A 23,518-nucleotide genomic window follows, 5' to 3' on the forward strand; every position below is an offset into this window, starting at 1 on the left:
GGCGCATTCGCGTATGGCGGCAGGTGCTGACGGCACGACGCAATAATTGCGCACCGTGTGCCGAACGCCCACAAGAGTGCAAATGACCTATGGCAAAGCGTGATTTTTATGAGGTCCTGGGTGTCGAGCGAGGCGCCAGCGAAGGTGATCTCAAGAAGGCCTATCGCCGCCTGGCGATGAAGTACCACCCGGACCGCAACCCCGGCGATAAAGCGTCGGAAGACAGCTTCAAGGAGGCCAACGAGGCCTACGAAGTGTTGTCTGATGCCAGCAAGCGCGCGGCGTACGACCAGTACGGCCACGCCGGCGTCGACCCGAGCATGGGCGGCGGTGGTGCGGGCTTCGGCGGCGCCAACTTCTCCGACATCTTCGGCGATGTCTTCAGTGACTTCTTCGGTGGTGGCCGTGGCGGCTCGCGTGGCGGCGCTCAGCGCGGCAGCGACCTGCGCTACACCCTCGAGCTGAATCTTGAAGAAGCGGTGCGTGGCACCACGGTCAGCATTCGCGTGCCTACCCTGGTCAACTGCGCGCCGTGCGACGGTTCGGGTGCCAAGAAGGGCTCGACCCCGTCGACCTGCCCGACCTGTGGCGGTATCGGCCAGGTGCGCATGCAGCAGGGCTTCTTCTCGGTGCAGCAGACCTGCCCGCGCTGCCATGGTCAGGGCAAGATCATCACCGACCCTTGCAATTCCTGCCATGGCGAAGGCCGTGTCGAGGAATACAAGACCTTGTCGGTCAAGGTGCCGGCTGGCGTCGATACCGGCGACCGCATTCGCCTGTCCGGCGAAGGCGAGGCGGGTGCTCATGGCGGTCCGACCGGCGACCTGTACGTGGTGATCAACGTGCGTGAGCACGGGATCTTCCAGCGCGACGGCAAGCACCTGTACTGCGAAGTGCCGATCAGCTATACCGACGCAGCCCTGGGTGGCGAGCTGGAAGTGCCGACCCTGGATGGCCGCGTGAAGCTGAAAATCCCGGAAGGCACCCAGACCGGCAAGCAGTTCCGCCTGCGCGGCAAGGGCGTGGCGCCGGTGCGTGGCGGTGCGGCGGGCGATCTGCTGTGCCGCGTGGCGGTGGAAACCCCGGTCAACCTCAGCCGTCGCCAGCGCGAGCTGCTCGAAGAGCTGCGTGCCTCCCTCGAGGGCGACAGCTCCCACTCGCCCAAGGCCAGTGGCTGGTTCGAAGGCGTGAAGCGCTTCTTCGGCGATCTCTGAGAAGGAACAGGCTATGCGACGTATTGCAGTGATGGGCGCGGCAGGGCGGATGGGCAAGACCCTCGTCGAGGCCGTGCAGCAACAGGCGCCACAGGCCGGCCTGACGGCGGCGATCGATCGTCCCGACAGCTCGCTGGTCGGGGCTGATGCCGGTGAGCTGGCGGCCCTGGGCCGGATCGGCGTGACGATCTGCGACGACCTGGCCAAGGTGGTCGACGAGTTCGATGTGCTGATCGACTTTACCCACCCTTCGGTGACCCTGAAGAACCTGGCGTTCTGCCGCAAGGCGGGCAAGGCCATGGTCATCGGCACCACCGGTTTCACGCCGCAAGAGAAAGAGCAGCTGGCCGAGGCGGGCAAGGAGATCCCGATCGTCTTCGCCGCCAACTTCAGCGTGGGCGTCAACCTTAGCCTCAAGCTGCTGGACATGGCGGCCCGGGTGCTGGGTGATGACGTGGATATCGAGATCATCGAGGCGCACCACCGGCACAAGGTCGATGCGCCTTCGGGTACCGCGCTGCGCATGGGTGAAGTGGTCGCCAATGCACTGGGGCGTGACCTGCAGGAAGTGGCGGTCTATGGCCGTGAAGGCCAGACCGGCGCTCGTGATCGCAAGACCATCGGTTTTGCCACCGTGCGTGCCGGCGACGTGGTCGGTGATCACACCGTGCTGTTCGCCGCCGAAGGTGAGCGCCTGGAGATCACCCACAAGGCGTCGAGCCGCATGACCTTCGCCAAGGGCGCGGTGCGTGCCGCGCTGTGGCTGGATGGGCGTGAGCCTGGGCTGTACGACATGCAGGACGTGCTCGAGCTGCGTTGAGCCGTCAGCGTGGCGTTGGTTTCTTCGCGGGTAAACCCGCTCCCAGGTCCCTGTGGGAGCGGGTTTACCCGCGAAGGGGCCGCCGCCGAATCCAGTCTGTCGCATTCATGTGTTTTAGAGACACATCTGCGGTAGACCCAAAACGCACTTTTCTGTAAGCTACAGCTTTAGTGTGTCCACTAAAAGCGCGCAGCGAATTGAATTCAGCACATGAAAGCGGGGTGACGTGTCCATACGTCACTCCGCTTTTTTGCAACCTGCGATCGCCCTTTCATGCTTGATCTACGGGAGGTCTTCTTGACAAAGCCAGCCATACTCGCCCTTGCCGACGGCAGTATTTTTCGCGGTGAAGCCATCGGTGCCGACGGTCAGACCGTTGGTGAGGTGGTGTTCAACACTGCTATGACCGGCTACCAGGAAATCCTTACAGACCCTTCCTATGCCCAGCAAATCGTTACCCTGACCTACCCGCACATCGGCAACACCGGCACCACGCCGGAAGACGCCGAGTCGAACCGCGTCTGGTCCGCCGGCCTGGTCATCCGTGACCTGCCGCTGCTGGCCAGCAACTGGCGTAACACCCAGTCGCTGCCTGACTACCTCAAGGCCAACAATGTCGTCGCCATCGCTGGCATCGACACCCGTCGCCTGACCCGTATCCTGCGTGAAAAGGGCGCTCAGAACGGCTGCATCCTCGCCGGTGACAACATCACCGAAGAGCAGGCCATCGCCGCCGCCCGCGCCTTCCCGGGCCTGAAGGGCATGGACCTGGCCAAGGTCGTTTCCACCAAGGAGCGCTACGAGTGGCGTTCCAGCGTGTGGGAGCTGAAAACCGACAGCCACCCGACTATCGAAGCCGCCGACCTGCCGTACCACGTGGTTGCCTTCGACTACGGCGTCAAGCTGAACATCCTGCGCATGCTGGTTGCCCGCGGCTGCCGCGTGACCGTGGTGCCGGCACAAACCCCGGCCAGCGAAGTGCTCGCGCTCAACCCCGATGGCGTGTTCCTGTCCAACGGCCCTGGCGATCCCGAGCCATGCGACTATGCCATCCAGGCGATCAAAGAGATCCTCGACACCGAGATCCCGGTGTTCGGCATCTGCCTCGGCCACCAGCTGCTGGCCCTGGCCTCCGGCGCCAAGACCCTGAAGATGGGCCACGGCCACCACGGTGCCAACCACCCGGTCCAGGACCTGGACACCGGCGTGGTCATGATCACCAGCCAGAACCACGGTTTCGCCGTTGACGAAGCCACGCTGCCGGCTAACGTGCGCGCCATCCACAAGTCGCTGTTCGACGGCACCCTGCAGGGTATCGAGCGCACCGACAAGAGCGCGTTCAGCTTCCAGGGCCACCCTGAAGCGAGCCCAGGCCCGACCGACGTCGCGCCACTGTTCGATCGTTTCATCGATGCCATGGCCAAGCGCCGCTGAGCATCCTGCTGCAAGGCCCCGGGGCGGCGTGTGCCGCGCCCGGAAGCGCCTGACCCAGATTGTTCAAGACGGCTTGCCGACTGACCCGCGGATTTGAGTGACAACCATGCCAAAACGTACAGACATCAAAAGCATCCTGATTCTCGGCGCTGGCCCGATCGTGATCGGCCAGGCCTGCGAATTCGACTACTCCGGCGCCCAGGCCTGTAAAGCCCTGCGCGAGGAAGGTTTCCGCGTCATCCTGGTGAACTCCAACCCGGCCACCATCATGACCGACCCGGCCATGGCCGACGCCACCTACATCGAGCCGATCAAGTGGCAGTCGGTGGCCAAGATCATCGAGAAAGAACGCCCAGACGCCGTATTGCCGACCATGGGTGGCCAGACCGCGCTGAACTGCGCCCTGGACCTGGAGCGCCACGGCGTTCTGGAGAAGTTCGGCGTGGAGATGATCGGTGCCAACGCCGACACCATCGACAAGGCCGAAGACCGCTCGCGCTTCGACAAGGCCATGAAAGACATCGGCCTGGAGTGCCCGCGCTCCGGTATCGCCCACAGCATGGAAGAGGCCTATGCGGTCCTCGAAAAGCTCGGCTTCCCATGCATCATCCGCCCGTCGTTCACCATGGGTGGCACTGGCGGTGGTATCGCTTACAACCGTGAAGAGTTCGAAGAAATCTGCACCCGTGGTCTGGACCTGTCGCCGACCAAAGAGCTGCTGATCGACGAATCGCTGATCGGCTGGAAAGAGTACGAGATGGAAGTGGTCCGCGACAAAAAGGACAACTGCATCATCGTCTGCTCGATCGAAAACTTCGACCCGATGGGCGTGCACACCGGTGACTCGATCACCGTTGCTCCAGCGCAGACCCTGACCGACAAGGAATACCAGATCATGCGCAACGCCTCGCTGGCGGTGCTGCGTGAGATCGGCGTGGAGACCGGCGGTTCCAACGTGCAGTTCGGTATCTGCCCGAACACTGGCCGCATGGTCGTGATCGAGATGAACCCGCGCGTATCGCGTTCCTCGGCCCTGGCATCGAAGGCTACCGGCTTCCCGATCGCCAAGATCGCCGCCAAGCTGGCCATCGGTTACACCCTCGACGAACTGCAGAACGACATCACCGGCGGCCGTACCCCGGCGTCGTTCGAGCCGTCGATCGACTACGTCGTCACCAAGCTGCCACGCTTCGCCTTCGAGAAATTCCCGAAAGCCGACGCCCGCCTGACCACCCAGATGAAATCCGTGGGTGAAGTCATGGCCATCGGCCGTACCTTCCAGGAATCCCTGCAGAAAGCCCTGCGCGGCCTGGAAGTCGGCGCCTGCGGCCTCGACCCGAAAGTCGACCTGGCCAGCCCTGAAGCTGCCAGCATCCTCAAGCGCGAGCTGACCGTGCCGGGCGCCGAGCGTATCTGGTACGTGGCCGACGCCATGCGTTCGGGCATGAGCTGCGAAGAGATCTTCGCCCTGACCGGCATCGACATGTGGTTCCTGGTGCAGATGGAAGATCTGATCAAGGAAGAAGAGAAGGTCAAGACCCTGGCCCTGTCGGCGATCGACAAGGACTACATGCTGCGCCTCAAGCGCAAGGGCTTCTCGGATCAGCGCCTGGCCGTGCTGCTGGGCATCACCGACAAGAACCTGCGCCGTCACCGCCACAAGCTGGAAGTGTTCCCGGTGTACAAGCGCGTCGACACCTGCGCCGCCGAGTTCGCCACCGACACCGCCTACCTGTACTCGACCTATGAGGAAGAGTGCGAGGCCAACCCGTCGACCCGCGACAAGATCATGATCCTCGGCGGTGGCCCTAACCGTATCGGCCAGGGCATCGAGTTCGACTACTGCTGCGTGCACGCGGCACTGGCCCTGCGTGAAGACGGTTACGAGACCATCATGGTCAACTGCAACCCGGAAACCGTCTCCACCGACTACGACACCTCCGACCGCCTGTACTTCGAGCCGCTGACCCTGGAAGACGTGCTGGAAGTCTGCCGCGTCGAGAAGCCGAAGGGCGTCATCGTTCACTACGGCGGCCAGACCCCGCTGAAACTGGCCCGTGCCCTGGAAGAAGCCGGCGTACCGATCATCGGTACCAGCCCTGACGCCATCGACCGCGCCGAAGACCGCGAGCGCTTCCAGCAGATGGTTCAGCGCCTGAACCTGCTGCAGCCGCCAAACGCCACCGTGCGCAGCGAAGACGAAGCCATCCGCGCTGCGGGCGGCATCGGTTACCCGCTGGTTGTGCGCCCGTCCTACGTACTGGGCGGCCGCGCCATGGAAATCGTCTACGAGCTGGACGAGCTGAAGCGCTACCTGCGTGAAGCGGTTCAAGTGTCGAACGACAGCCCGGTACTGCTCGATCACTTCCTCAACTGCGCCATCGAGATGGACGTGGATGCGGTGTGCGACGGCACCGACGTGGTCATCGGCGCGATCATGCAGCACATCGAACAGGCCGGCGTTCACTCCGGTGACTCGGCCTGCTCGCTGCCGCCGTACTCGCTGAGCCAGCACGTGCAGGACCAGGTTCGCGACCAGGTCAAGAAGATGGCCCTGGAGCTGGGCGTGGTCGGCCTGATGAACGTGCAGCTGGCCCTGCAGGGCGACAAGATCTACGTGATCGAAGTCAACCCGCGCGCCTCGCGTACCGTGCCGTTCGTGTCCAAGTGCATCGGCACTTCCCTGGCCATGATCGCGGCCCGCGTCATGGCTGGCAAAACCCTGAAAGAGCTGGGCTTCACCCAGGAAATCATCCCGAACTTCTACAGCGTCAAGGAAGCCGTCTTCCCGTTCGCCAAGTTCCCAGGGGTTGACCCGATCCTCGGCCCTGAGATGAAATCGACCGGTGAAGTCATGGGTGTCGGTGACAGCTTCGGTGAAGCCTTCGCCAAGGCCCAGATGGGTGCAAGTGAAGTGCTGCCGACCGGCGGTACCGCGTTCATCAGCGTGCGTGACGACGACAAGCCGCAAGTGGCTGGCGTTGCTCGCGACCTGATCGCCCTGGGCTTCGAAGTGGTTGCCACTGCCGGCACCGCCAAGGTTATCGAGGCGGCTGGCCTGAAAGTGCGCCGTGTGAACAAGGTGACCGAAGGTCGCCCGCACGTGGTCGACATGATCAAGAACGACGAAGTCTCGCTGATCATCAACACCACCGAAGGCCGCCAGTCGATCGCCGACTCGTACTCGATTCGTCGCAATGCGCTGCAGCACAAGATTTACTGCACCACTACCATTGCGGCTGGTGAAGCCATCTGCGAAGCGCTGAAATTCGGCCCTGAAAAGACCGTTCGTCGCTTGCAGGATCTGCATGCAGGACTCAAAGCATGAGCATTACCAAGTACCCGATGACCGTCCAGGGCGCGCGCGCCCTGGAAGAGGAGCACCTGTTCCTGAGCAAGACCGAGCGCCCGCGCCTGAGCCAGGCGATCGGTGAAGCCCGTGAGCTGGGTGACCTCAAGGAAAACGCCGAATACCATGCCGCCCGCGAAGAGCAGGGCATGGTCGAGGCGCGTATCCGTGATATCGAAGGCCGCCTGCAGAACTCGGTGGTGATCGACGTGACCACCATCGCTCACACCGGCAAGGTGATTTTCGGGACCACCGTGGACCTGGAAAACACCGAGACGGGCGACCAGGTGACCTACCAGATCGTCGGCGAGGACGAAGCCGACATCAAGAAGGGCAAGCTCTCGGCGGGTGCGCCGATTGCCCGTGCCATCATCGGCAAGGAAGAAGGTGATATCGTCGTCGTCAAGACGCCAAGTGGCACGGTCGAGTACGAGATTGTCGAAGTCAAGCACATCTGACCGGCGCCTGCGCGCGCCATCCCTCGAGGGGATCCTCTGGCAACTGGCCCAGGTATTCTGGGTCGGTGGCCTGTGGGTGTTCCATGTGGGGCTGGTGCCGGCGCTCAAGGTCAGTGGCCTTGCGCCGTTGCTGGTGCATGATGTGGCCGGGCAGATCGACCGCTGGTTGATCGGCGTGGCGATGCTCGGGCTGTTGACCCAGCTGGCGGTATTGGCGAGGGTGGACGGCCTGGCGGCCTGGTGGCGGCAGTTCCGTGGGCAGATGTTGCTGCTTGGCTTTGCTGCCTGCGTCAGCTACTACACGCTGCGCTACGGTATTTCCGTGGGTGAACGCTGGCAGATGTTCTGCTTCCTGGTGCTGGGTTTTTCCGGCATCGTGCTGGTGGCCCAGCCAGTTCCGGTCAGGGCGCGCAAGGCGCGCCACTGATCGGCGCCACCCTTACTTGAAGCGGTGGATGTTGGACAGCTGCTTGTTCGGCTGTGGGTTCTTGCGGTAGATCAGCGCTTTCTTGCCGATGGTCTGCACCAGCTCGGCGCGGCCGACCTTGCACAGTTCGGCGATCGCGGCGGCGCGCTCTTCACGGTCTTCCGAGCGGATTTCGACCTTGATCAGCTCGTGATCGGCCAGGGCGCGCTCCAGTTCGGCGGCGACGCCTTCGTTCACACCGTTGCCAGCAACGATCAGGACCGGCTTCAGGTCATGACCAATGGACTTGTATTGCTTCTTCTGCTCGTTATTGAGCGGCATAATCTGACCCTTTTCGTCTGATTCTGTAAAATTGACGGGCATTTTACCCGAGGGCCCCCGGCTCCGCCCAGTCAAACACGACGCATATCATCGAGGTGCCCCGTGGTACAACGTTCCAAAAGCAGCGCAAACTGGCTGCGCGAGCATTTCAACGACCCTTTTGTGAAACAGGCGCAGAAGGATGGCTACCGCTCGCGTGCGAGCTACAAACTGCTGGAGATCCAGGAGAAAGACCGCCTGATCCGTCCCGGCATGAGCGTGATCGACCTCGGCGCAGCGCCGGGCGGTTGGTCGCAGGTGACCAGTCGTCTGATTGGTGGCCAAGGCCGGTTGATCGCCTCGGACATCCTGGAAATGGACTCGATCCCCGATGTGACCTTCATCCAGGGTGACTTCACCCAGGACGCAGTGCTGCAGCAGATCCTCGAAGCGGTCGGCGATTCGCATGTAGACCTTGTGATTTCCGATATGGCCCCCAATATGAGTGGTACGCCCGCGGTGGACATGCCGCGCGCCATGTTCCTCTGTGAGCTGGCCCTGGATCTGGCAACCCGCGTGCTCAAGCCGGGCGGGGATTTCCTGATCAAGATCTTCCAGGGCGAAGGTTTCGACATGTACCTGAAGGACGTGCGCAGCAAGTTCGACAAGGTGCAGATGCGCAAGCCATCGTCCTCGCGGGATCGCTCCCGCGAACAGTACCTGTTGGGCAAGGGTTTCAAAGGGGCATGAAAGGCGTGCTGCGGGGTAGCCGATAGTTAATTCCAATCAGCTGCCCCGTCTGGATCGTCCGAACTTCGTGTAGTCTAGCTTTCACAAAGGGTTACAGACGGTGCCTGCGGTTGCGTAGGTAATGTAGTAAGTTAGGGCGATGAATATCATGCGAGGCACGGCTGCGTCGTGCGCCGGCCTCAGAGGGTAGCGAATTGAACGACATGGCAAAGAATCTGATCCTGTGGTTGATCATCGCCGCCGTCCTGGTGACGGTGATGAACAACTTCTCCAGCCCTAACGAGCCGCAGACCCTCAACTATTCCGACTTCATCCAGCAGGTCAAGGATGGCAAGGTCGAGCGCGTGACCGTCGACGGCTACATCATTACCGGCAAGCGCACCGACGGCGACAACTTCAAGACCGTCCGTCCGGCCATCACCGACAACGGCCTGATCGGCGACCTGGTCGACAACCACGTGACCGTCGAAGGCAAGCAGCCCGAGCAGCAGAGCATCTGGACTCAGTTGCTGGTGGCGAGCTTCCCGATCCTGGTGATCATCGCCGTGTTCATGTTCTTCATGCGCCAGATGCAGGGCGGTGCCGGCGGTAAAGGCGGCCCGATGAGCTTTGGCAAGAGCAAGGCGCGCCTGCTCTCCGAAGACCAGGTCAAGACCACGCTGGCTGACGTCGCGGGTTGCGACGAGGCCAAGGAAGAGGTTGGCGAGCTGGTCGAGTTCCTGCGCGATCCGGGCAAGTTCCAGCGCCTGGGTGGCCGTATCCCGCGTGGCGTGCTGATGGTGGGCCCGCCTGGTACCGGTAAGACCCTGCTGGCCAAGGCCATCGCCGGCGAAGCCAAGGTGCCGTTCTTCACTATCTCGGGTTCCGACTTCGTTGAAATGTTCGTCGGTGTCGGTGCTAGCCGTGTGCGCGACATGTTCGAGCAGGCGAAGAAGCACGCCCCCTGCATCATCTTCATCGACGAAATCGACGCCGTCGGTCGCCACCGTGGCGCCGGCATGGGCGGCGGTCACGACGAGCGTGAGCAGACCCTCAACCAGTTGCTGGTCGAGATGGATGGCTTCGAGATGAACGATGGCATCATCGTCATCGCCGCCACCAACCGTCCGGACGTACTCGACCCGGCGCTGCTGCGCCCGGGCCGCTTCGACCGCCAGGTGGTGGTCGGCCTGCCGGACATCCGTGGTCGCGAGCAGATCCTCAAAGTCCACATGCGCAAGGTCCCGATTGGCGAGAACGTCAACCCGGCGGTCATTGCTCGCGGTACCCCTGGTTTCTCCGGTGCCGACTTGGCCAACCTGGTCAACGAGGCGTCGCTGTTCGCCGCCCGCGCCAGCAAGCGCGTGGTCGAGATGAAGGAGTTCGAGCTGGCCAAGGACAAGATCATGATGGGCGCCGAGCGCAAGACCATGGTCATGTCCGAGAAAGAGAAGCAGAACACCGCTTATCACGAAGCCGGTCACGCCATCGTTGGTCGCGTGGTGCCTGAGCATGATCCTGTCTACAAGGTGTCGATCATCCCGCGTGGTCGCGCGCTGGGTGTGACCATGTTCCTGCCGGAAGAAGACCGCTACAGCCTGTCCAAGCGCGCGCTGATCAGCCAGATCTGCTCGCTGTACGGTGGCCGTATCGCTGAAGAAATGACCCTGGGCTTCGACGGCGTTACCACCGGTGCCTCCAACGACATCATGCGTGCCAGCCAGATTGCCCGGAACATGGTCACCAAGTGGGGCCTGTCCGAGAAGCTCGGGCCGCTGATGTACGCGGAAGAAGAGGGCGAAGTGTTCCTCGGCCGCAGCGCCGGCAGCCAGCACGCCAGCGTGTCGGGCGAGACCGCCAAGATGATCGACTCGGAAGTGCGCGCGATCATCGATCAGTGCTACGCCACGGCCAAGCAGATCCTCACCGACAACCGTGACAAGCTCGACGCCATGGCCGAAGCATTGATGAAGTACGAAACCATCGATGCCGACCAGATCGACGACATCATGGCAGGCCGCACCCCGCGTGAACCGCGTGACTGGGACAATGATGCCGGCACTTCCGGCAACCAGGCCTCCCAGGGTGATCGTCCGGAGTCGCCTATCGGCGGCCCAGCGGCTCAACACTAAGGGTAGCCATGAGTTCACAGCAGTACCCGACCCGGTTGCCTTGCGGCAACCGGGTTCTTGATTTGTCCCGTACCCATGTCATGGGTATCCTCAATATCACCCCCGATTCCTTCTCTGACGGCGGGCGCTTCAGTCAGCGCGACGCAGCGCTGCGTCACGCCGAGGCGATGGTGGCCGCCGGCGCGACCCTGGTCGATGTCGGCGGCGAGTCCACGCGTCCCGGTGCCCGGGCAGTTTCGCCCCTCGAGGAGCTGGAGCGCGTGGCGCCCATCGTCGAAGCGATCAGCAGCCGCCTTGATGTGATCATCTCCGTGGATACCTCGACGCCCGCAGTCATGCGCGAGTCGGCCCGCGTCGGTGCCGGCCTGATCAACGACGTGCGCGCCCTGGAGCGCGACGGTGCGCTTGATGCGGCTGCCGCTACAGGGCTGCCGGTGTGCCTGATGCACATGCGCGGCGAGCCGGGCAACATGCAGGACAATCCACATTACGAGGATGTGACCGCCGATGTTGCGCGCTATCTTGAGCAGCGCATGGCGGCCTGTGCGGCGGTCGGCATCGACGCCGATCGTATCGTCCTCGATCCCGGGTTCGGGTTTGCCAAGACCCTCGAGCACAACCTGAGCCTGTTCAAACACATGGAAGCGCTTTACCGCCTTGGGCGGCCGCTATTGGTGGGCGTCTCGCGCAAGAGCATGATTGGCCTCACGCTGGACCGCCCGGTAGGTGAGCGGCTGTACGGCAGCCTGGCGCTGGCGGCACTGGCCATGACCAAGGGCGCGAGCATCCTGCGCGTTCATGATGTCGCCGAAACGGTCGATGTAGTGCGCATGATCGCCGCCGTGCAGAGCGCCGAATAAGAAAACTGGAGTCCCTATGAGCAGAAAATACTTTGGTACCGATGGTATCCGTGGTCGCGTTGGCCAGTTCCCCATCACCCCGGACTTCATGCTGAAACTCGGCTGGGCCGCGGGCATGGCCTTCCGTAAGCAGGGCCACTGCCGTGTGCTGGTCGGCAAGGACACCCGTATCTCCGGCTACATGTTCGAGTCGGCGCTCGAGGCCGGCCTTTCTGCCGCCGGTGCCGACGTGATGCTGCTCGGGCCGATGCCGACCCCGGCGATCGCCTACCTCACCCGCACTTTCCACGCCGAAGCCGGCATCGTCATCAGTGCGTCGCACAACCCGCACGACGACAACGGCATCAAGTTCTTCTCGGGCAATGGCACCAAGCTGCCGGACGAAGTCGAGCTGATGATCGAGGAGTTGCTCGATCAGCCGATGACCGTCGTCGAGTCGGGCAAGCTGGGCAAGGTCTCGCGCATCAACGATGCGGCGGGCCGCTACATCGAGTTCTGCAAGAGCAGCGTGCCAACCAGCACCAGTTTCGAAGGCCTCAAGGTCGTCGTGGATTGCGCTCACGGCGCCACCTACAAGGTAGCCCCCAGTGTGTTCCGTGAGCTGGGCGCCGATGTAACGGTGCTGCATGCCGCGCCGGATGGCCTGAACATCAACGAGGGCTGCGGTTCGACGCACATCGAGTCGTTGCAGGCAGCGGTGCTGGTCGGGCATGCCGACCTGGGTATCGCCTTCGACGGCGATGGCGACCGGGTGCTGATGGTCGATCACACCGGTGCCATCGTCGACGGTGACGAACTGCTGTACATCATCGGCCGCGACCTGCACGAGCGCGGCAAGCTGCAGGGCGGCGTGGTGGGTACCTTGATGAGCAACCTTGGCCTGGAGCTGGCGTTCAAGGAGCTGGACATTCCGTTCGTGCGGGCGAAAGTCGGCGACCGTTATGTCATGGCCGAACTGATCGAGCGCGAGTGGCTGCTGGGGGGTGAAAACTCCGGGCATGTCGTGTGCTGCAACCACACCACCACCGGTGATGCGATCATCGCCGCGCTGCAGGTGCTGATGGCCCTCAAGCGTCGCGGTGAAACCCTTGCCCAGGCGCGCCATGGCGTGCGCAAGTGCCCTCAGGTGTTGATCAATGTGCGCTTCGAAGCAGGCAAGAGCGACCCGCTGAAAAACCCGTTGGTGCAAGCGGCAAGCGACAAGGCGACCGAAGACATGGCGGGCCGCGGGCGTGTGCTGTTGCGCAAGTCCGGTACCGAGCCACTGGTGCGCGTGATGGTCGAAGGCGACGATGAAAGCCAGGTGCGTGGGCATGCCGAAGCCCTGGCCAAACTGGTCGCTGAAGTTTGTGCCTGAAGAGGCTTGCCAGCGCAGATCGGGTTGGGTAAGATCTGCGCCCACTTTGACCGACGAGGTAAAGCATGCGTCGCCCCATGGTAGCTGGTAACTGGAAGATGCACGGTACCCGCGCCAGCGTCGCTGAGCTGACTCAGGGCTTGGGCAATCTGCCCCTGCCAAGCGGTGTGGAAGTCGCGGTGTTTCCGCCATTCCTGTTCATTGATCAAGTGATCAATGGCCTGGAAGGAAAGGGAATCACCGTCGGCGCACAGAATTCTGCTGTACAGCCTGAACAAGGCGCGCTGACCGGCGAAGTTGCACCGAGTCAGTTGGCTGAAGTTGGTTGCAAATATGTTCTGATCGGGCATTCCGAGCGTCGCCAAATTATTGGTGAAACTGACGAAGTGCTGAATCAAAAGTTTGCAGCTGCTCAGAAAAGTGGTTTGACGCCAGTGCTCTGTATAGGGGAAACTCTCGAAGAGCGCGAGGCAGGCAAGACGCTTGAAGTTGTAGAGCGTCAACTAAGCAGTGTTATCGACGCGTTCGGTATTGCCGCTTTTGCCAATGCAGTAATTGCCTATGAGCCTGTATGGGCCATCGGTACTGGTTTGACGGCCTCGCCACAGCAAGCCCAGGATGTGCATGCAGCCATCCGCAAGCAGTTGGCGGCGATGGACGCCGAAGTTGCAGCTAACATGCAGCTTCTCTACGGCGGCAGCGTGAAGGCGGCCAATGCGGCCGAACTGTTCGGCATGCCGGATATCGATGGGGGGCTCATTGGTGGAGCGTCCCTGAATGCAGACGAATTCGGTGCAATTTGTCGCGCCGCAGGAAACTGAACAATGCTGGAAACAGTCGTAGTTGTTTTTCATCTGTTGGCGGCATTGGCACTGGTAGTAATGGTGCTGCTGCAACAGGGTAAAGGTGCGGAAGCAGGTGCATCTTTCGGCGCAGGTGCTTCAAATACTGTGTTCGGAAGCCAAGGTTCCGCTACCTTTTTGAGTAAAGTTACTGCTATACTTGCCGCCACTTTCTTTTTGACTGCACTTGGGTTAGGATACTTCGCCAAGCAGCAGGCTCACCAGCTGACTCAAGCTGGTCTGCCAGATCCAGCAGTGCTGGAAGTCAAAGAGCAAAAGCCGGCAGTCAATGATGATGTACCGGTGCTCCAGCAGCAGAAGAGCGAAACCACCAACTCTGGTGACGTACCTCCTCCAGCCAAAGAGCAGCAGTAACGGGTTTCAAAAGTAGTATTGCCGAGGTGGTGGAATTGGTAGACACGCAACCTTGAGGTGGTTGTGCCCATAGGGTGTAGGGGTTCGAGTCCCCTTCTCGGTACCAATTGAAGCAAGAGAGCCCGCTTTAAGCGGGCTTTCTTGTAGGTGGAGGTTGGATTGACCCTCAAGGGGGTTCGGTCTTATACTTTCGCCCCAGCTTTGTCGCGGGGTGGAGCAGCTTGGTAGCTCGTCGGGCTCATAACCCGAAGGTCGTTGGTTCAAATCCAGCCCCCGCAACCAGCTTCAGCGGAGCCCCTTTTCAGGGGCTTTTTGCTAGCCAACAGTTTTCGGCGTCGTTGTCCTACGGCGCTTTCAGGGATGGGCGCTTCGCCCATTTTTTATTTGCACAGCATGCACGAGGGGGTTCAGGTGTCGAGCAAGCTAGAACAGTTGCAGGCCTTGTTGGCCCCAGTGGTCGAGGGGCTGGGCTATCAGTGCTGGGGGATCGAATACGTCTCCCAAGGTAAGCATTCGGTACTGCGTATCTACATCGACAAGGAAGGCGGCATTCTGGTGGAGGACTGCGAAGCGGTCAGCCGTCAGGCCAGTGCCATCCTGGATGTGGAAGACCCGATCAGCAGTGAATACACCCTCGAGGTTTCCTCTCCAGGCATGGATCGCCCGCTGTTCACTCTGGAACAGTTTGCCTCGCATGCCGGCGAGCAAGTGAAGATCAAGCTGCGTACGCCCTTCGAGGGTCGTCGTAACTTCCAGGGCCTTCTCCGCGGTGTGGAGGAGCAGGATGTGGTGGTCCAGGTGGATAACCATGAGTTCCTGCTGCCGATCGACTCGATCGACAAGGCCAATATTATTCCCAGTTTTGACTGAGACGTGCCGGGCCCGGCGGAATTTACGGGCCCAATGGCTTGCGCAAGGCGAGGCGTACGATGAGCAAAGAAGTACTGCTGGTTGTTGAATCGGTATCCAACGAAAAGGGTGTACCGCCCGGCGTCATTTTCGAGGCGCTGGAAGTGGCTCTGGCCACTGCAACCAAAAAGCGTTTTGAGGACGAAGTCGACCTGCGTGTGGAAATCAACCGCCACACCGGTAGCTACGAAACGTTCCGTCGCTGGACGGTCGTCGAGGAGGCGGATCTGGACGATCCGGCAATCGAGGTCTGGCCAGCAAAGATTCAGGAGAGTCATCCTGAAGCCAAGGTTGGCGACGTGATCGAAGAGAAGATCGAATCGATCGAGTTCGGTCGCATTGCTGCGCAAACCGCCAAGCAAGTCATCGTGCAGAAGGTTCGCGAAGCTGAGCGCGCCCAGGTGGTCGACGCCTACCGTGAACGCGTTGGCGAGATCATCTCCGGTACCGTGAAGAAGGTCACCCGCGACAACGTCATCGTCGACCTGGGCAACAACGCCGAAGCGCTGCTGGCTCGTGAAGACATCATCCCCCGTGAGACCTTCCGGGTCGGTGTGCGCCTGCGTGCACTGCTCAAGGAAATCCGCACCGAGAACCGTGGCCCGCAGTTGATCCTGTCGCGCACTGCGCCGCAGATGCTGATCGAGCTGTTCACCATCGAAGTGCCGGAAATCGCCGAAGGCCTCATCGAAGTCATGGCCGCTTCCCGTGATCCGGGATCGCGTGCCAAGATCGCCGTCCGCTCCAAGGACAAGCGCATCGACCCACAAGGTGCCTGTATCGGCATGCGTGGTTCGCGCGTCCAAGCCGTATCCGGCGAGCTGGGTGGCGAGCGTGTGGATATCGTCCTGTGGGACGAGAACCCGGCGCAGTTCGTCATCAACGCCATGTCGCCGGCAGAGGTTGCCGCGATCATCGTTGACGAAGACGCCCATGCGATGGATATCGCCGTTGGTGCCGACAACCTGGCTCAGGCCATTGGTCGTGGCGGTCAGAACGTTCGTCTGGCCAGCCAGCTGACCGGCTGGACCCTGAACGTGATGACCGAGTCGGACATCCAGGCCAAGCAACAGGCTGAAACCGGCGACATCCTGCGTAATTTTGTCGAGGAACTGGAAGTCGACGAAGAACTGGCACAAGTGCTGGTCGACGAAGGCTTCACCAACCTTGAAGAAATTGCCTACGTACCGTTGGAAGAAATGCTCAACATCGATGGCTTTGACGAAGAAATCGTCAATGAGCTCCGCGCTCGAGCCAAGGACCGTTTGTTGACCAAGGCCATCGCTACCGAAGAAAAACTGGCAGACGCCCATCCGGCCGAAGACCTGCTCTCTCTCGAGGGTATGGACAAGGACCTGGCGGCCGAACTGGCGGTGCGCGGCGTGGTTAACCGCGAAGACCTGGCCGAGCAGTCGATCGACGATCTGCTCGACATCGACGGCATCGACGAAGAGCGTGCCGGCAAGTTGATCATGGCCGCCCGAGCCCACTGGTTCGAGTAATTAGGCGCGGCCTGAGGAGAGAAGTGCATGACGCAAGTCACGGTGAAAGAACTGGCCCAAGAGGTCGAGGCACCGGTAGAGCGCCTGCTGCAGCAGATGCGTGAGGCAGGTCTGCCGCACACCGACGCCGGTCAGGTAGTGACCGATAATGAGAAGCAGACCCTGCTGACCCATTTGAAGAGCAGCCACAAGAGCAAGGCGGAAGAGCCGCGCAAGATTACCTTGCAGCGCAAGACCACCAGCACCCTGCGTGTCGCCGGTAGCAAGAGCATCAGCGTAGAAGTACGCAAGAAGAAAGTATTCGTGCAGCGCAGCCCGGAAGAAATCCAGGCTGAGCAGAAGCGTGAAGCAGAAGAGCGCCGCGCGGCTGAAAATGCCGCTCGCGAGAAGGTCGAAGCCGAAGTGCGCCAGCGTAACGAGGAGCAGGCACGCCGTCAGGCCGCCGAAGCCCCGGCCGCTGCCCCTGTAGCCAAGGCCGAGCCTGCCGCTGTCGCTGCCCCGGTAGTGGCCAATGCGCCGGTGTCCGAAGACGCCGCCGCACGTGCTGCCGAGCGCAAGAAAGACGAGACCCGCCGCAACGAAAGCCGCAGCCGTGACGACGATCGTCGTGGTGGTGGCCCGGCTGCTGCCGGCCGTGGCGAAGCGCCGCGCATGTCGGTCAAGGTCAAGGTCAAGGAGAAGGAAAAGGCTCCGACTCCACGTGCCGCGCCGCGTACCACCGAAGAAGAAAGCGATGGTTTCCGTCGTGGCCGCGGTGGCAAGAGCAAAGGCAAGAAGCGCAACCAGCATGGCTTCCAGAGCCCGTCCGGCCCCGTCATCCGTGACGTGACCATCGGCGAGACCATCACGGTTTCGGACCTGGCCCAGCGCATGTCGGTCAAAGGCGCTGAAGTCGTCAAGTTCATGTTCAAGATGGGCACTCCGGTCACCATCAACCAGGTGCTCGACCAGGAAACCGCTCAGCTGGTAGCAGAAGAGTTGGGTCACAAGGTCACCCTGGTCAGCGATACCGCCCTGGAAGACTCCCTGGCCGAATCGCTGAAATTCGAAGGTGAAGTCGAATCGCGCGCGCCGGTCGTTACCGTCATGGGTCACGTTGACCATGGTAAGACCTCGCTGCTCGACTACATCCGTCGTGCCAAGGTTGCAGCCGGCGAAGCCGGTGGCATCACCCAGCACATCGGTGCCTACCACGTCGAAACCGACCGTGGCATGGTCACCTTCCTCGACACCCCAGGCCACGCTGCGTTCACTCAGATGCGTGCCCGTGGTGCCAAGGCCACCGACATCGTCATCCTGGTGGTGGCGGCGGACGACGGTGTGATGCCGCAGACCCGCGAAGCCGTTCAGCATGCCAAGGCTGCTGGCGTGCCGCTGGTGGTTGCGGTGAACAAGATCGACAAGCCGGGTGCCGACCTCGATCGCATCCGCAACGAGCTGGCCGTCGAAGGCGTCACCTCCGAGGACTGGGGTGGTGACACGCCGTTCGTCAAGGTGTCGGCGAAGATGGGTACCGGTGTCGACGAACTGCTCGAAGCCGTACTGCTGCAGGCCGAGATTCTCGAACTGACCGCCACCCCGACTGCTCCAGGTCGCGGTGTCGTGGTTGAATCGCGCCTGGACAAAGGCCGTGGCCCGGTTGCCACCATCCTGGTTCAGGACGGCACCCTGCGTCAGGGCGACATGGTCCTGGTCGGCTCCAACTATGGCCGCGTGCGCGCCATGCTCGACGAGAACGGCAAGCCTGTGAAGGAAGCCGGCCCGTCGATCCCGGTCGAGATCCTCGGCCTGGATGGCACCCCGGACGCCGGTGACGAAATGTCCGTGGTGGCCGACGAGAAGAAAGCCCGTGAAGTTGCCCTGTTCCGTCAAGGCAAGTTCCGTGAGGTCAAGCTGGCCCGTGCTCACGCCGGCAAGCTGGAAAACATCTTCGAGACCATGGGTCAGGAAGAGAAGAAGACCCTCAACATCGTCCTCAAGACCGATGTGCGTGGCTCCCTGGAAGCGCTGCAGGGCTCGCTCGGCGGCCTGGGCAACGACGAAGTTCAGGTGCGTGTGATCGGTGGCGGCGTCGGTGGTATCACCGAGAGCGACGCCAACCTGGCACTGGCCTCGAACGCGGTGCTGTTCGGCTTCAACGTGCGTGCCGATGCCGGTGCGCGCCGGATCGTCGAGCAGGAAGGTCTGGATATGCGTTACTACAACGTGATCTACGACATCATCGAAGACGTCAAGAAAGCCCTGACCGGCATGCTCGGCAGCGATGTTCGCGAGAACATCCTGGGTGTCGCCGAAGTGCGTGACGTGTTCCGCTCGCCGAAGTTCGGCGCCATCGCTGGCTGTATGGTCATCGAGGGTACCGTGTACCGCAACCGTCCGATCCGCGTACTGCGCGACGACGTTGTGATCTTCGAAGGCGAACTGGAATCGCTGCGTCGCTTCAAGGACGATGCTGCCGAAGTGCGTAACGGCATGGAGTGCGGTATTGGCGTCAAGAGCTACAACGACGTCAAGGTCGGCGACAAGATCGAAGTCTTCGAGAAAGTCCAGGTGGCTCGTACCCTTTAAGGGCGAGCCCGCTGCCAACCCCCGTCGTACGGCGGTCGGCAGCGCCTCTGCAGGTAGCGCCCGGTCAGGCTTGTGTCTGAACCGGGCGTTTGCCGCTTTAGATACAGGTAGCAAAAATGGCAAAAGAATACAGCCGTACCCAACGTATCGGCGATCAGATGCAGCGTGAGCTGGCCGAACTGATCCGCCGCGAAGTCAAGGACCCACGCGTGGGCCTGGTGACCATCACCGCCGTCGACGTCAGCCGTGACGTAGGCCATGCCAAGGTCTTCATCACCGTCATGGGTGAAGAAACCCCGGACGCCGTGCAGCAGTCGCTCAAGGCCCTCAACAGTGCCGCCAGCTTCCTGCGCCTGCACCTGGGCCGCTCGATGCAGCTGCGCAGCGTGCCGCAACTGCACTTCCACTTCGATGAAAGCGTCAGCCGTGGCGTGCACCTGTCGGCACTGATCGAGCGGGCGGTCGCCGAAGACCGTCTGCACAAGGATGCCGACGAGCCGGGCGCCAAGGAGTAAGCGGTGGCCCAGGTCAAACGTATCCGCCGCAACGTCAGCGGCATCATCCTGCTCGACAAACCGCTGGGGTTCACCTCCAACGCCGCGTTGCAGAAGGTCCGCTGGTTGCTCAATGCCGAGAAGGCCGGCCACACCGGCAGCCTCGACCCGCTGGCCAGCGGCGTGCTGCCGCTGTGCTTCGGTGAAGCGACCAAGTTCTCGCAATACCTGCTCGAGTCCGACAAGGGCTACGAAACGGTCATGCAGATGGGGCAGACTACCAACACCGGCGATGCCGAGGGCGAAGTCCTGCAGACCCGTGAGGTGACCGTCGGTCGCGCCGACATCGAGGCACTGCTGCCGCGTTTTCGCGGCCCGATCAGCCAGATACCGCCGATGTACTCGGCGCTCAAGCGTGACGGCCAGCCGCTTTACAAGCTGGCACGTGCAGGAGAGGTAGTGGAGCGCGAGGCGCGTTCTGTTACTATTGGCCGCTTGGAGTTGCTCGAGTGCGAAGGCACCCGTGCACGGCTGAGCGTAGGATGCAGCAAAGGCACCTATATCCGCACCCTGGTGGAGGATATCGGCGAGGCACTTGGCTGCGGCGCCTATGTCGCCGAGCTGCGCAGGACCCAGGCCGGGCCCTTCGCGCTGGCACAGACCGTGACCCTCGAGGAGCTCGAACAGGCCCACGCCGAAGGTGGCAACGAAGCGCTCGATCGCTTCCTCATGCCGTCCGACAGCGGGCTGCAGGACTGGCCGCTGTTGAGCCTTTCCGAGCACAGTGCGTTCTACTGGCTGCATGGCCAGGCCGTACGTGCCCCGGATGCGCCGCAGTTCGGCATGGTCCGCGTACAGGATCACAACGGTCGCTTCATCGGTATCGGTGAAGTGAGCGAAGACGGGCGCGTTGCGCCGCGTCGGCTGATTCGGTCGGAATGACCGAAACCGCAGGCCCAGGCTTCGGCTAAAGCCTGCGGATACAAGGGTGGCTGTCAGTAGGCACGGTCACACCTTTTTTATTAATACAGGGATCAAGTCCCTGGCCTATTGGACTCCGCTTGCGGGATCCGTTTATCAGGAGAAGCCACATGGCCCTCAGCGTTGAAGAAAAAGCTCAAATCGTTGCCGACTACCAGCAAGCTGCTGGCGATACTGGTAGCCCGGAAGTTCAGGTTGCTCTGCTGACCGCGAACATCAACAAGCTGCAAGGCCACTTCAAGGCCAACGGCAAAGACCACCACTCGCGTCGTGGCCTGATCCGTATGGTTAACCAGCGTCGTAAGCTGCTGGACTACCTGAAGGGCAAAGACACCACTCGTTACAGCGCCCTGATCGGTCGCCTGGGCCTGCGTCGCTAATAGCGGCCTGGTCAGTGGTGTGCATGGCGCATTCATCGGCAACGCTGCCTGGCAGCGTTTCCGTTGGGCACGTCATGCGTATCTTCGAGGTTGGCAGCCTGGCAATGCCGAGCGGGATTTCCGCTCGGCGCCAGGCTCCCAGCCTCGTGTTGTATCTGGACGGTCAACGGGGCCGATTCCCTGTTCTGCCCAAGAATTCGCAAGAAACCAGTTCCCCCAGAGCCACTGAAAAAGGTAGGAAACCGTGAACCCGGTAATCAAGCAATTCCAGTTCGGTCAATCGACCGTTACCCTCGAAACGGGCCGCATTGCCCGTCAGGCCACCGGCGCTGTGCTGGTCACCGTCGACAACGATGTCACCGTGCTGGTGACCGTGGTCGGTGCCAAGCAGGCAGACCCGAGCAAGGGCTTCTTCCCGCTGTCCGTGCACTACCAGGAAAAGACCTACGCCGCTGGCAAGATCCCAGGTGGTTTCTTCAAGCGTGAAGGCCGCCCATCCGAAAAAGAAACCCTGACTTCGCGCCTGATCGACCGCCCGATCCGCCCGCTGTTCCCAGAAGGTTTCATGAACGAAGTGCAGGTTGTCTGCACCGTGGTTTCCACCAGCAAGAAGACCGATCCGGACATCGCTGCGATGATCGGTACCTCGGCTGCCCTGGCCATTTCGGGCATTCCGTTCGAAGGCCCGATCGGCGCCGCCCGCGTTGCCTTCCACGAAAGCACCGGCTACCTGCTGAACCCGACTTACGAGCAGCAGGCCGCTTCGAGCCTGGACATGGTCGTAGCCGGTACCGCCGATGCCGTACTGATGGTTGAATCGGAAGCCAAAGAGCTGACCGAAGACCAGATGCTGGGCGCCGTGCTGTTCGCCCACGACGAATTCCAGGCCGTGATCAAGGCTGTCAAAGAGCTGGCTGCCGAAGCCGCCAAGCCGACCTGGGACTGGAAACCGGCCGTTGCCAACACCGAACTGTTCAACGCCATCCGCGCCGAGTTCGGCGAGGCGGTCTCCCAGGGCTACACCATCACCGTCAAGGCCGACCGTTACGCGCGCCTGGGCGAGCTGCGCGACCAGGCGGTTGCCAAGTTCTCCGGTGAAGAAGGCCAGCCATCGGCCGGCGAAGTCAAAGAGATCTTCGGCGAGATCGAGTACCGCACCGTTCGCGAAAACATCGTCAACGGCAAGCCACGTATCGACGGCCGCGACACCAAGACCGTGCGCCCGCTGAACATCGAAGTCGGCGTACTGCCGAAGACCCACGGTTCGGCCCTGTTCACCCGTGGCGAAACCCAGGCCCTGGTGGTTGCCACCCTCGGCACCGCGCGTGACGCCCAGCTGCTGGACACCCTCGAAGGCGAGAAGAAAGACCCCTTCATGCTGCACTACAACTTCCCACCGTTCTCGGTAGGGGAGTGTGGCCGCATGGGCGGTGCTGGCCGTCGCGAAATCGGTCACGGCCGTCTGGCCCGTCGTTCGGTCCAGGCCATGCTGCCGGCCGCTGACGTGTTCCCGTACACCATCCGCGTCGTATCGGAAATCACCGAGTCCAACGGCTCCAGCTCCATGGCTTCGGTCTGTGGCGCTTCCCTGGCCCTGATGGACGCTGGTGTGCCGATGAAAGCACCGGTGGCCGGTATCGCCATGGGCCTGGTCAAGGAAGGCGAGAAGTTCGCCATTCTGACCGACATCCTGGGTGACGAAGACCACCTGGGCGACATGGACTTCAAGGTAGCCGGTACCGCCAAAGGTGTTACCGCGCTGCAGATGGACATCAAGATCAACGGCATCACCGAAGAGATCATGGAAATCGCCCTGGGCCAGGCCCTGGAAGCGCGCCTGAACATCCTCGGCCAGATGAACCAGATCATTGGCCAGTCGCGCACCGAGCTGTCGGCCAACGCACCGACCATGATCGCGATGAAGATCGACACCGACAAGATCCGTGACGTCATCGGTAAAGGCGGCGCCACCATCCGCGGTATCTGTGAAGAAACCAAGGCTTCGATCGACATCGAAGACGACGGTTCGATCAAGATCTTCGGTGAAACCAAGGAAGCGGCTGAAGCTGCCAAGCAGCGCATCCTGGGCATCACCGCAGAGGCCGAAATCGGCAAGATCTACGTCGGCAAGGTCGAGCGCATCGTCGACTTCGGCGCCTTCGTCAACATCCTGCCGGGCAAGGACGGCCTTGTGCACATCTCCATGCTCAGCGATGCGCGTGTAGAGAAGGTCACCGACATCCTGAAGGAAGGCCAGGAAGTCGAAGTACTGGTACTGGACGTGGACAACCGCGGCCGTATCAAGCTGTCGATCAAAGACGTTGCCGCTGCCAAGGCATCGGGCGTCTAAGCATTTCGATGCTGGAAAGAAGGACCCTTCGGGGTCC

20 protein-coding genes and 2 tRNA genes are annotated in these 23,518 nt (G+C 61.8%); 21 read left to right on the forward strand and 1 reads right to left on the reverse strand.

Translation table 11 applies throughout. From position 1 onward, the window contains the following. The first annotated feature begins 89 nt into the window (after positions 1-89). From dnaJ to DM373_RS19935, 6 genes are all read left to right on the forward strand, one after another. Entirely contained in the window at positions 90-1,214 is a 1,125-nt protein-coding gene (gene dnaJ / locus DM373_RS19910; RefSeq protein WP_110995198.1) for a molecular chaperone DnaJ, read from the forward strand. Between the two features lie 13 nt (positions 1,215-1,227). After that, a complete protein-coding gene (gene dapB / locus DM373_RS19915; protein ID WP_110995199.1) occupies positions 1,228-2,034 on the forward strand; it encodes a 4-hydroxy-tetrahydrodipicolinate reductase in 807 nt (268 codons plus the stop codon). Positions 2,035-2,331: 297 nt separating this feature from the next. Beyond that, entirely contained in the window at positions 2,332-3,468 is a 1,137-nt protein-coding gene (gene carA, locus DM373_RS19920; RefSeq protein WP_110995200.1) for a glutamine-hydrolyzing carbamoyl-phosphate synthase small subunit, read from the forward strand. 106 nt (positions 3,469-3,574) lie between these two features. Next, positions 3,575-6,796 (forward strand): carbamoyl-phosphate synthase large subunit, encoded by a 3,222-nt coding sequence (gene carB, locus DM373_RS19925; RefSeq protein ID WP_110995201.1) that lies wholly within the window; start codon positions 3,575-3,577, stop codon positions 6,794-6,796. After that, positions 6,793-7,275, forward strand: coding sequence for a transcription elongation factor GreA (gene greA / locus DM373_RS19930; RefSeq protein WP_189654514.1), 483 nt, complete (start codon positions 6,793-6,795; stop codon positions 7,273-7,275). The genes carB and greA overlap by 4 nt, the downstream gene beginning before the upstream one ends. Beyond that, the gene (locus DM373_RS19935; RefSeq protein ID WP_110995202.1) at positions 7,253-7,702 is read left to right on the forward strand and encodes an MFS transporter; all 450 of its coding nucleotides are present in this window, start codon (positions 7,253-7,255) and stop codon (positions 7,700-7,702) included. Before greA ends, DM373_RS19935 begins: the two co-directional genes overlap by 23 nt. Before the next feature lie 12 nt (positions 7,703-7,714). Here the strand turns inward: DM373_RS19935 and DM373_RS19940 are convergent, their stop codons facing one another. After that, positions 7,715-8,023: a YhbY family RNA-binding protein gene (locus DM373_RS19940; RefSeq protein ID WP_027595032.1), complete on the reverse strand. Its 309-nt coding sequence runs from the start codon at positions 8,021-8,023 to the stop codon at positions 7,715-7,717. A gap of 102 nt (positions 8,024-8,125) precedes the next feature. Here DM373_RS19940 and rlmE point away from each other — a divergent pair, with 102 nt between their 5' ends. The 15 genes from rlmE to pnp all read left to right on the forward strand — a co-directional run bounded on the left by rlmE (position 8,126) and on the right by pnp (position 23,481). Continuing rightward, positions 8,126-8,752 carry a 23S rRNA (uridine(2552)-2'-O)-methyltransferase RlmE gene (gene rlmE, locus DM373_RS19945; protein ID WP_110995203.1) on the forward strand — a complete coding sequence of 209 codons (627 nt, stop codon included), beginning with the start codon at positions 8,126-8,128 and terminating at the stop codon, positions 8,750-8,752. A gap of 203 nt (positions 8,753-8,955) precedes the next feature. After that, positions 8,956-10,863, forward strand: coding sequence for an ATP-dependent zinc metalloprotease FtsH (ftsH, locus tag DM373_RS19950; protein WP_110995204.1), 1,908 nt, complete (start codon positions 8,956-8,958; stop codon positions 10,861-10,863). Positions 10,864-10,871: 8 nt separating this feature from the next. Further along, positions 10,872-11,723, forward strand: a complete 852-nt coding sequence (gene folP / locus DM373_RS19955) for a dihydropteroate synthase (RefSeq protein ID WP_110995205.1) — start codon at positions 10,872-10,874, stop codon at positions 11,721-11,723. Between the two features lie 16 nt (positions 11,724-11,739). Further along, positions 11,740-13,080, forward strand: coding sequence for a phosphoglucosamine mutase (gene glmM / locus DM373_RS19960; protein WP_110995206.1), 1,341 nt, complete (start codon positions 11,740-11,742; stop codon positions 13,078-13,080). A gap of 65 nt (positions 13,081-13,145) precedes the next feature. Continuing rightward, entirely contained in the window at positions 13,146-13,901 is a 756-nt protein-coding gene (gene tpiA, locus DM373_RS19965) for a triose-phosphate isomerase (protein WP_110995207.1), read from the forward strand. A gap of 3 nt (positions 13,902-13,904) precedes the next feature. Further along, the gene (secG, locus tag DM373_RS19970) at positions 13,905-14,297 is read left to right on the forward strand and encodes a preprotein translocase subunit SecG (RefSeq protein WP_011532138.1); all 393 of its coding nucleotides are present in this window, start codon (positions 13,905-13,907) and stop codon (positions 14,295-14,297) included. 20 nt (positions 14,298-14,317) lie between these two features. Further along, a tRNA-Leu gene (locus tag DM373_RS19975) sits at positions 14,318-14,403 on the forward strand. Between the two features lie 99 nt (positions 14,404-14,502). Next, positions 14,503-14,579: transfer RNA gene (locus tag DM373_RS19980), tRNA-Met, on the forward strand. A gap of 129 nt (positions 14,580-14,708) precedes the next feature. Beyond that, on the forward strand, positions 14,709-15,167 hold the full coding sequence (gene rimP, locus DM373_RS19985) for a ribosome maturation factor RimP (RefSeq protein ID WP_016391791.1): 459 nt from the start codon (positions 14,709-14,711) through the stop codon (positions 15,165-15,167). Positions 15,168-15,226: 59 nt separating this feature from the next. Then, positions 15,227-16,708, forward strand: coding sequence for a transcription termination factor NusA (nusA, locus tag DM373_RS19990; protein ID WP_110995208.1), 1,482 nt, complete (start codon positions 15,227-15,229; stop codon positions 16,706-16,708). 27 nt (positions 16,709-16,735) lie between these two features. Continuing rightward, entirely contained in the window at positions 16,736-19,276 is a 2,541-nt protein-coding gene (gene infB / locus DM373_RS19995) for a translation initiation factor IF-2 (RefSeq protein WP_110995209.1), read from the forward strand. 116 nt (positions 19,277-19,392) lie between these two features. Next, positions 19,393-19,791 carry a 30S ribosome-binding factor RbfA gene (gene rbfA / locus DM373_RS20000; RefSeq protein ID WP_110995210.1) on the forward strand — a complete coding sequence of 133 codons (399 nt, stop codon included), beginning with the start codon at positions 19,393-19,395 and terminating at the stop codon, positions 19,789-19,791. Between the two features lie 3 nt (positions 19,792-19,794). After that, positions 19,795-20,712: a tRNA pseudouridine(55) synthase TruB gene (truB, locus tag DM373_RS20005; RefSeq protein ID WP_110995211.1), complete on the forward strand. Its 918-nt coding sequence runs from the start codon at positions 19,795-19,797 to the stop codon at positions 20,710-20,712. 149 nt (positions 20,713-20,861) lie between these two features. Continuing rightward, the gene (gene rpsO, locus DM373_RS20010; RefSeq protein WP_009404303.1) at positions 20,862-21,131 is read left to right on the forward strand and encodes a 30S ribosomal protein S15; all 270 of its coding nucleotides are present in this window, start codon (positions 20,862-20,864) and stop codon (positions 21,129-21,131) included. Positions 21,132-21,375: 244 nt separating this feature from the next. After that, positions 21,376-23,481, forward strand: coding sequence for a polyribonucleotide nucleotidyltransferase (pnp, locus tag DM373_RS20015; RefSeq protein ID WP_110995212.1), 2,106 nt, complete (start codon positions 21,376-21,378; stop codon positions 23,479-23,481). Positions 23,482-23,518: the final 37 nt, after the last annotated feature.

Source organism: Pseudomonas sichuanensis (assembly GCF_003231305.1).
Classification (GTDB): domain Bacteria; phylum Pseudomonadota; class Gammaproteobacteria; order Pseudomonadales; family Pseudomonadaceae; genus Aquipseudomonas; species Aquipseudomonas sichuanensis.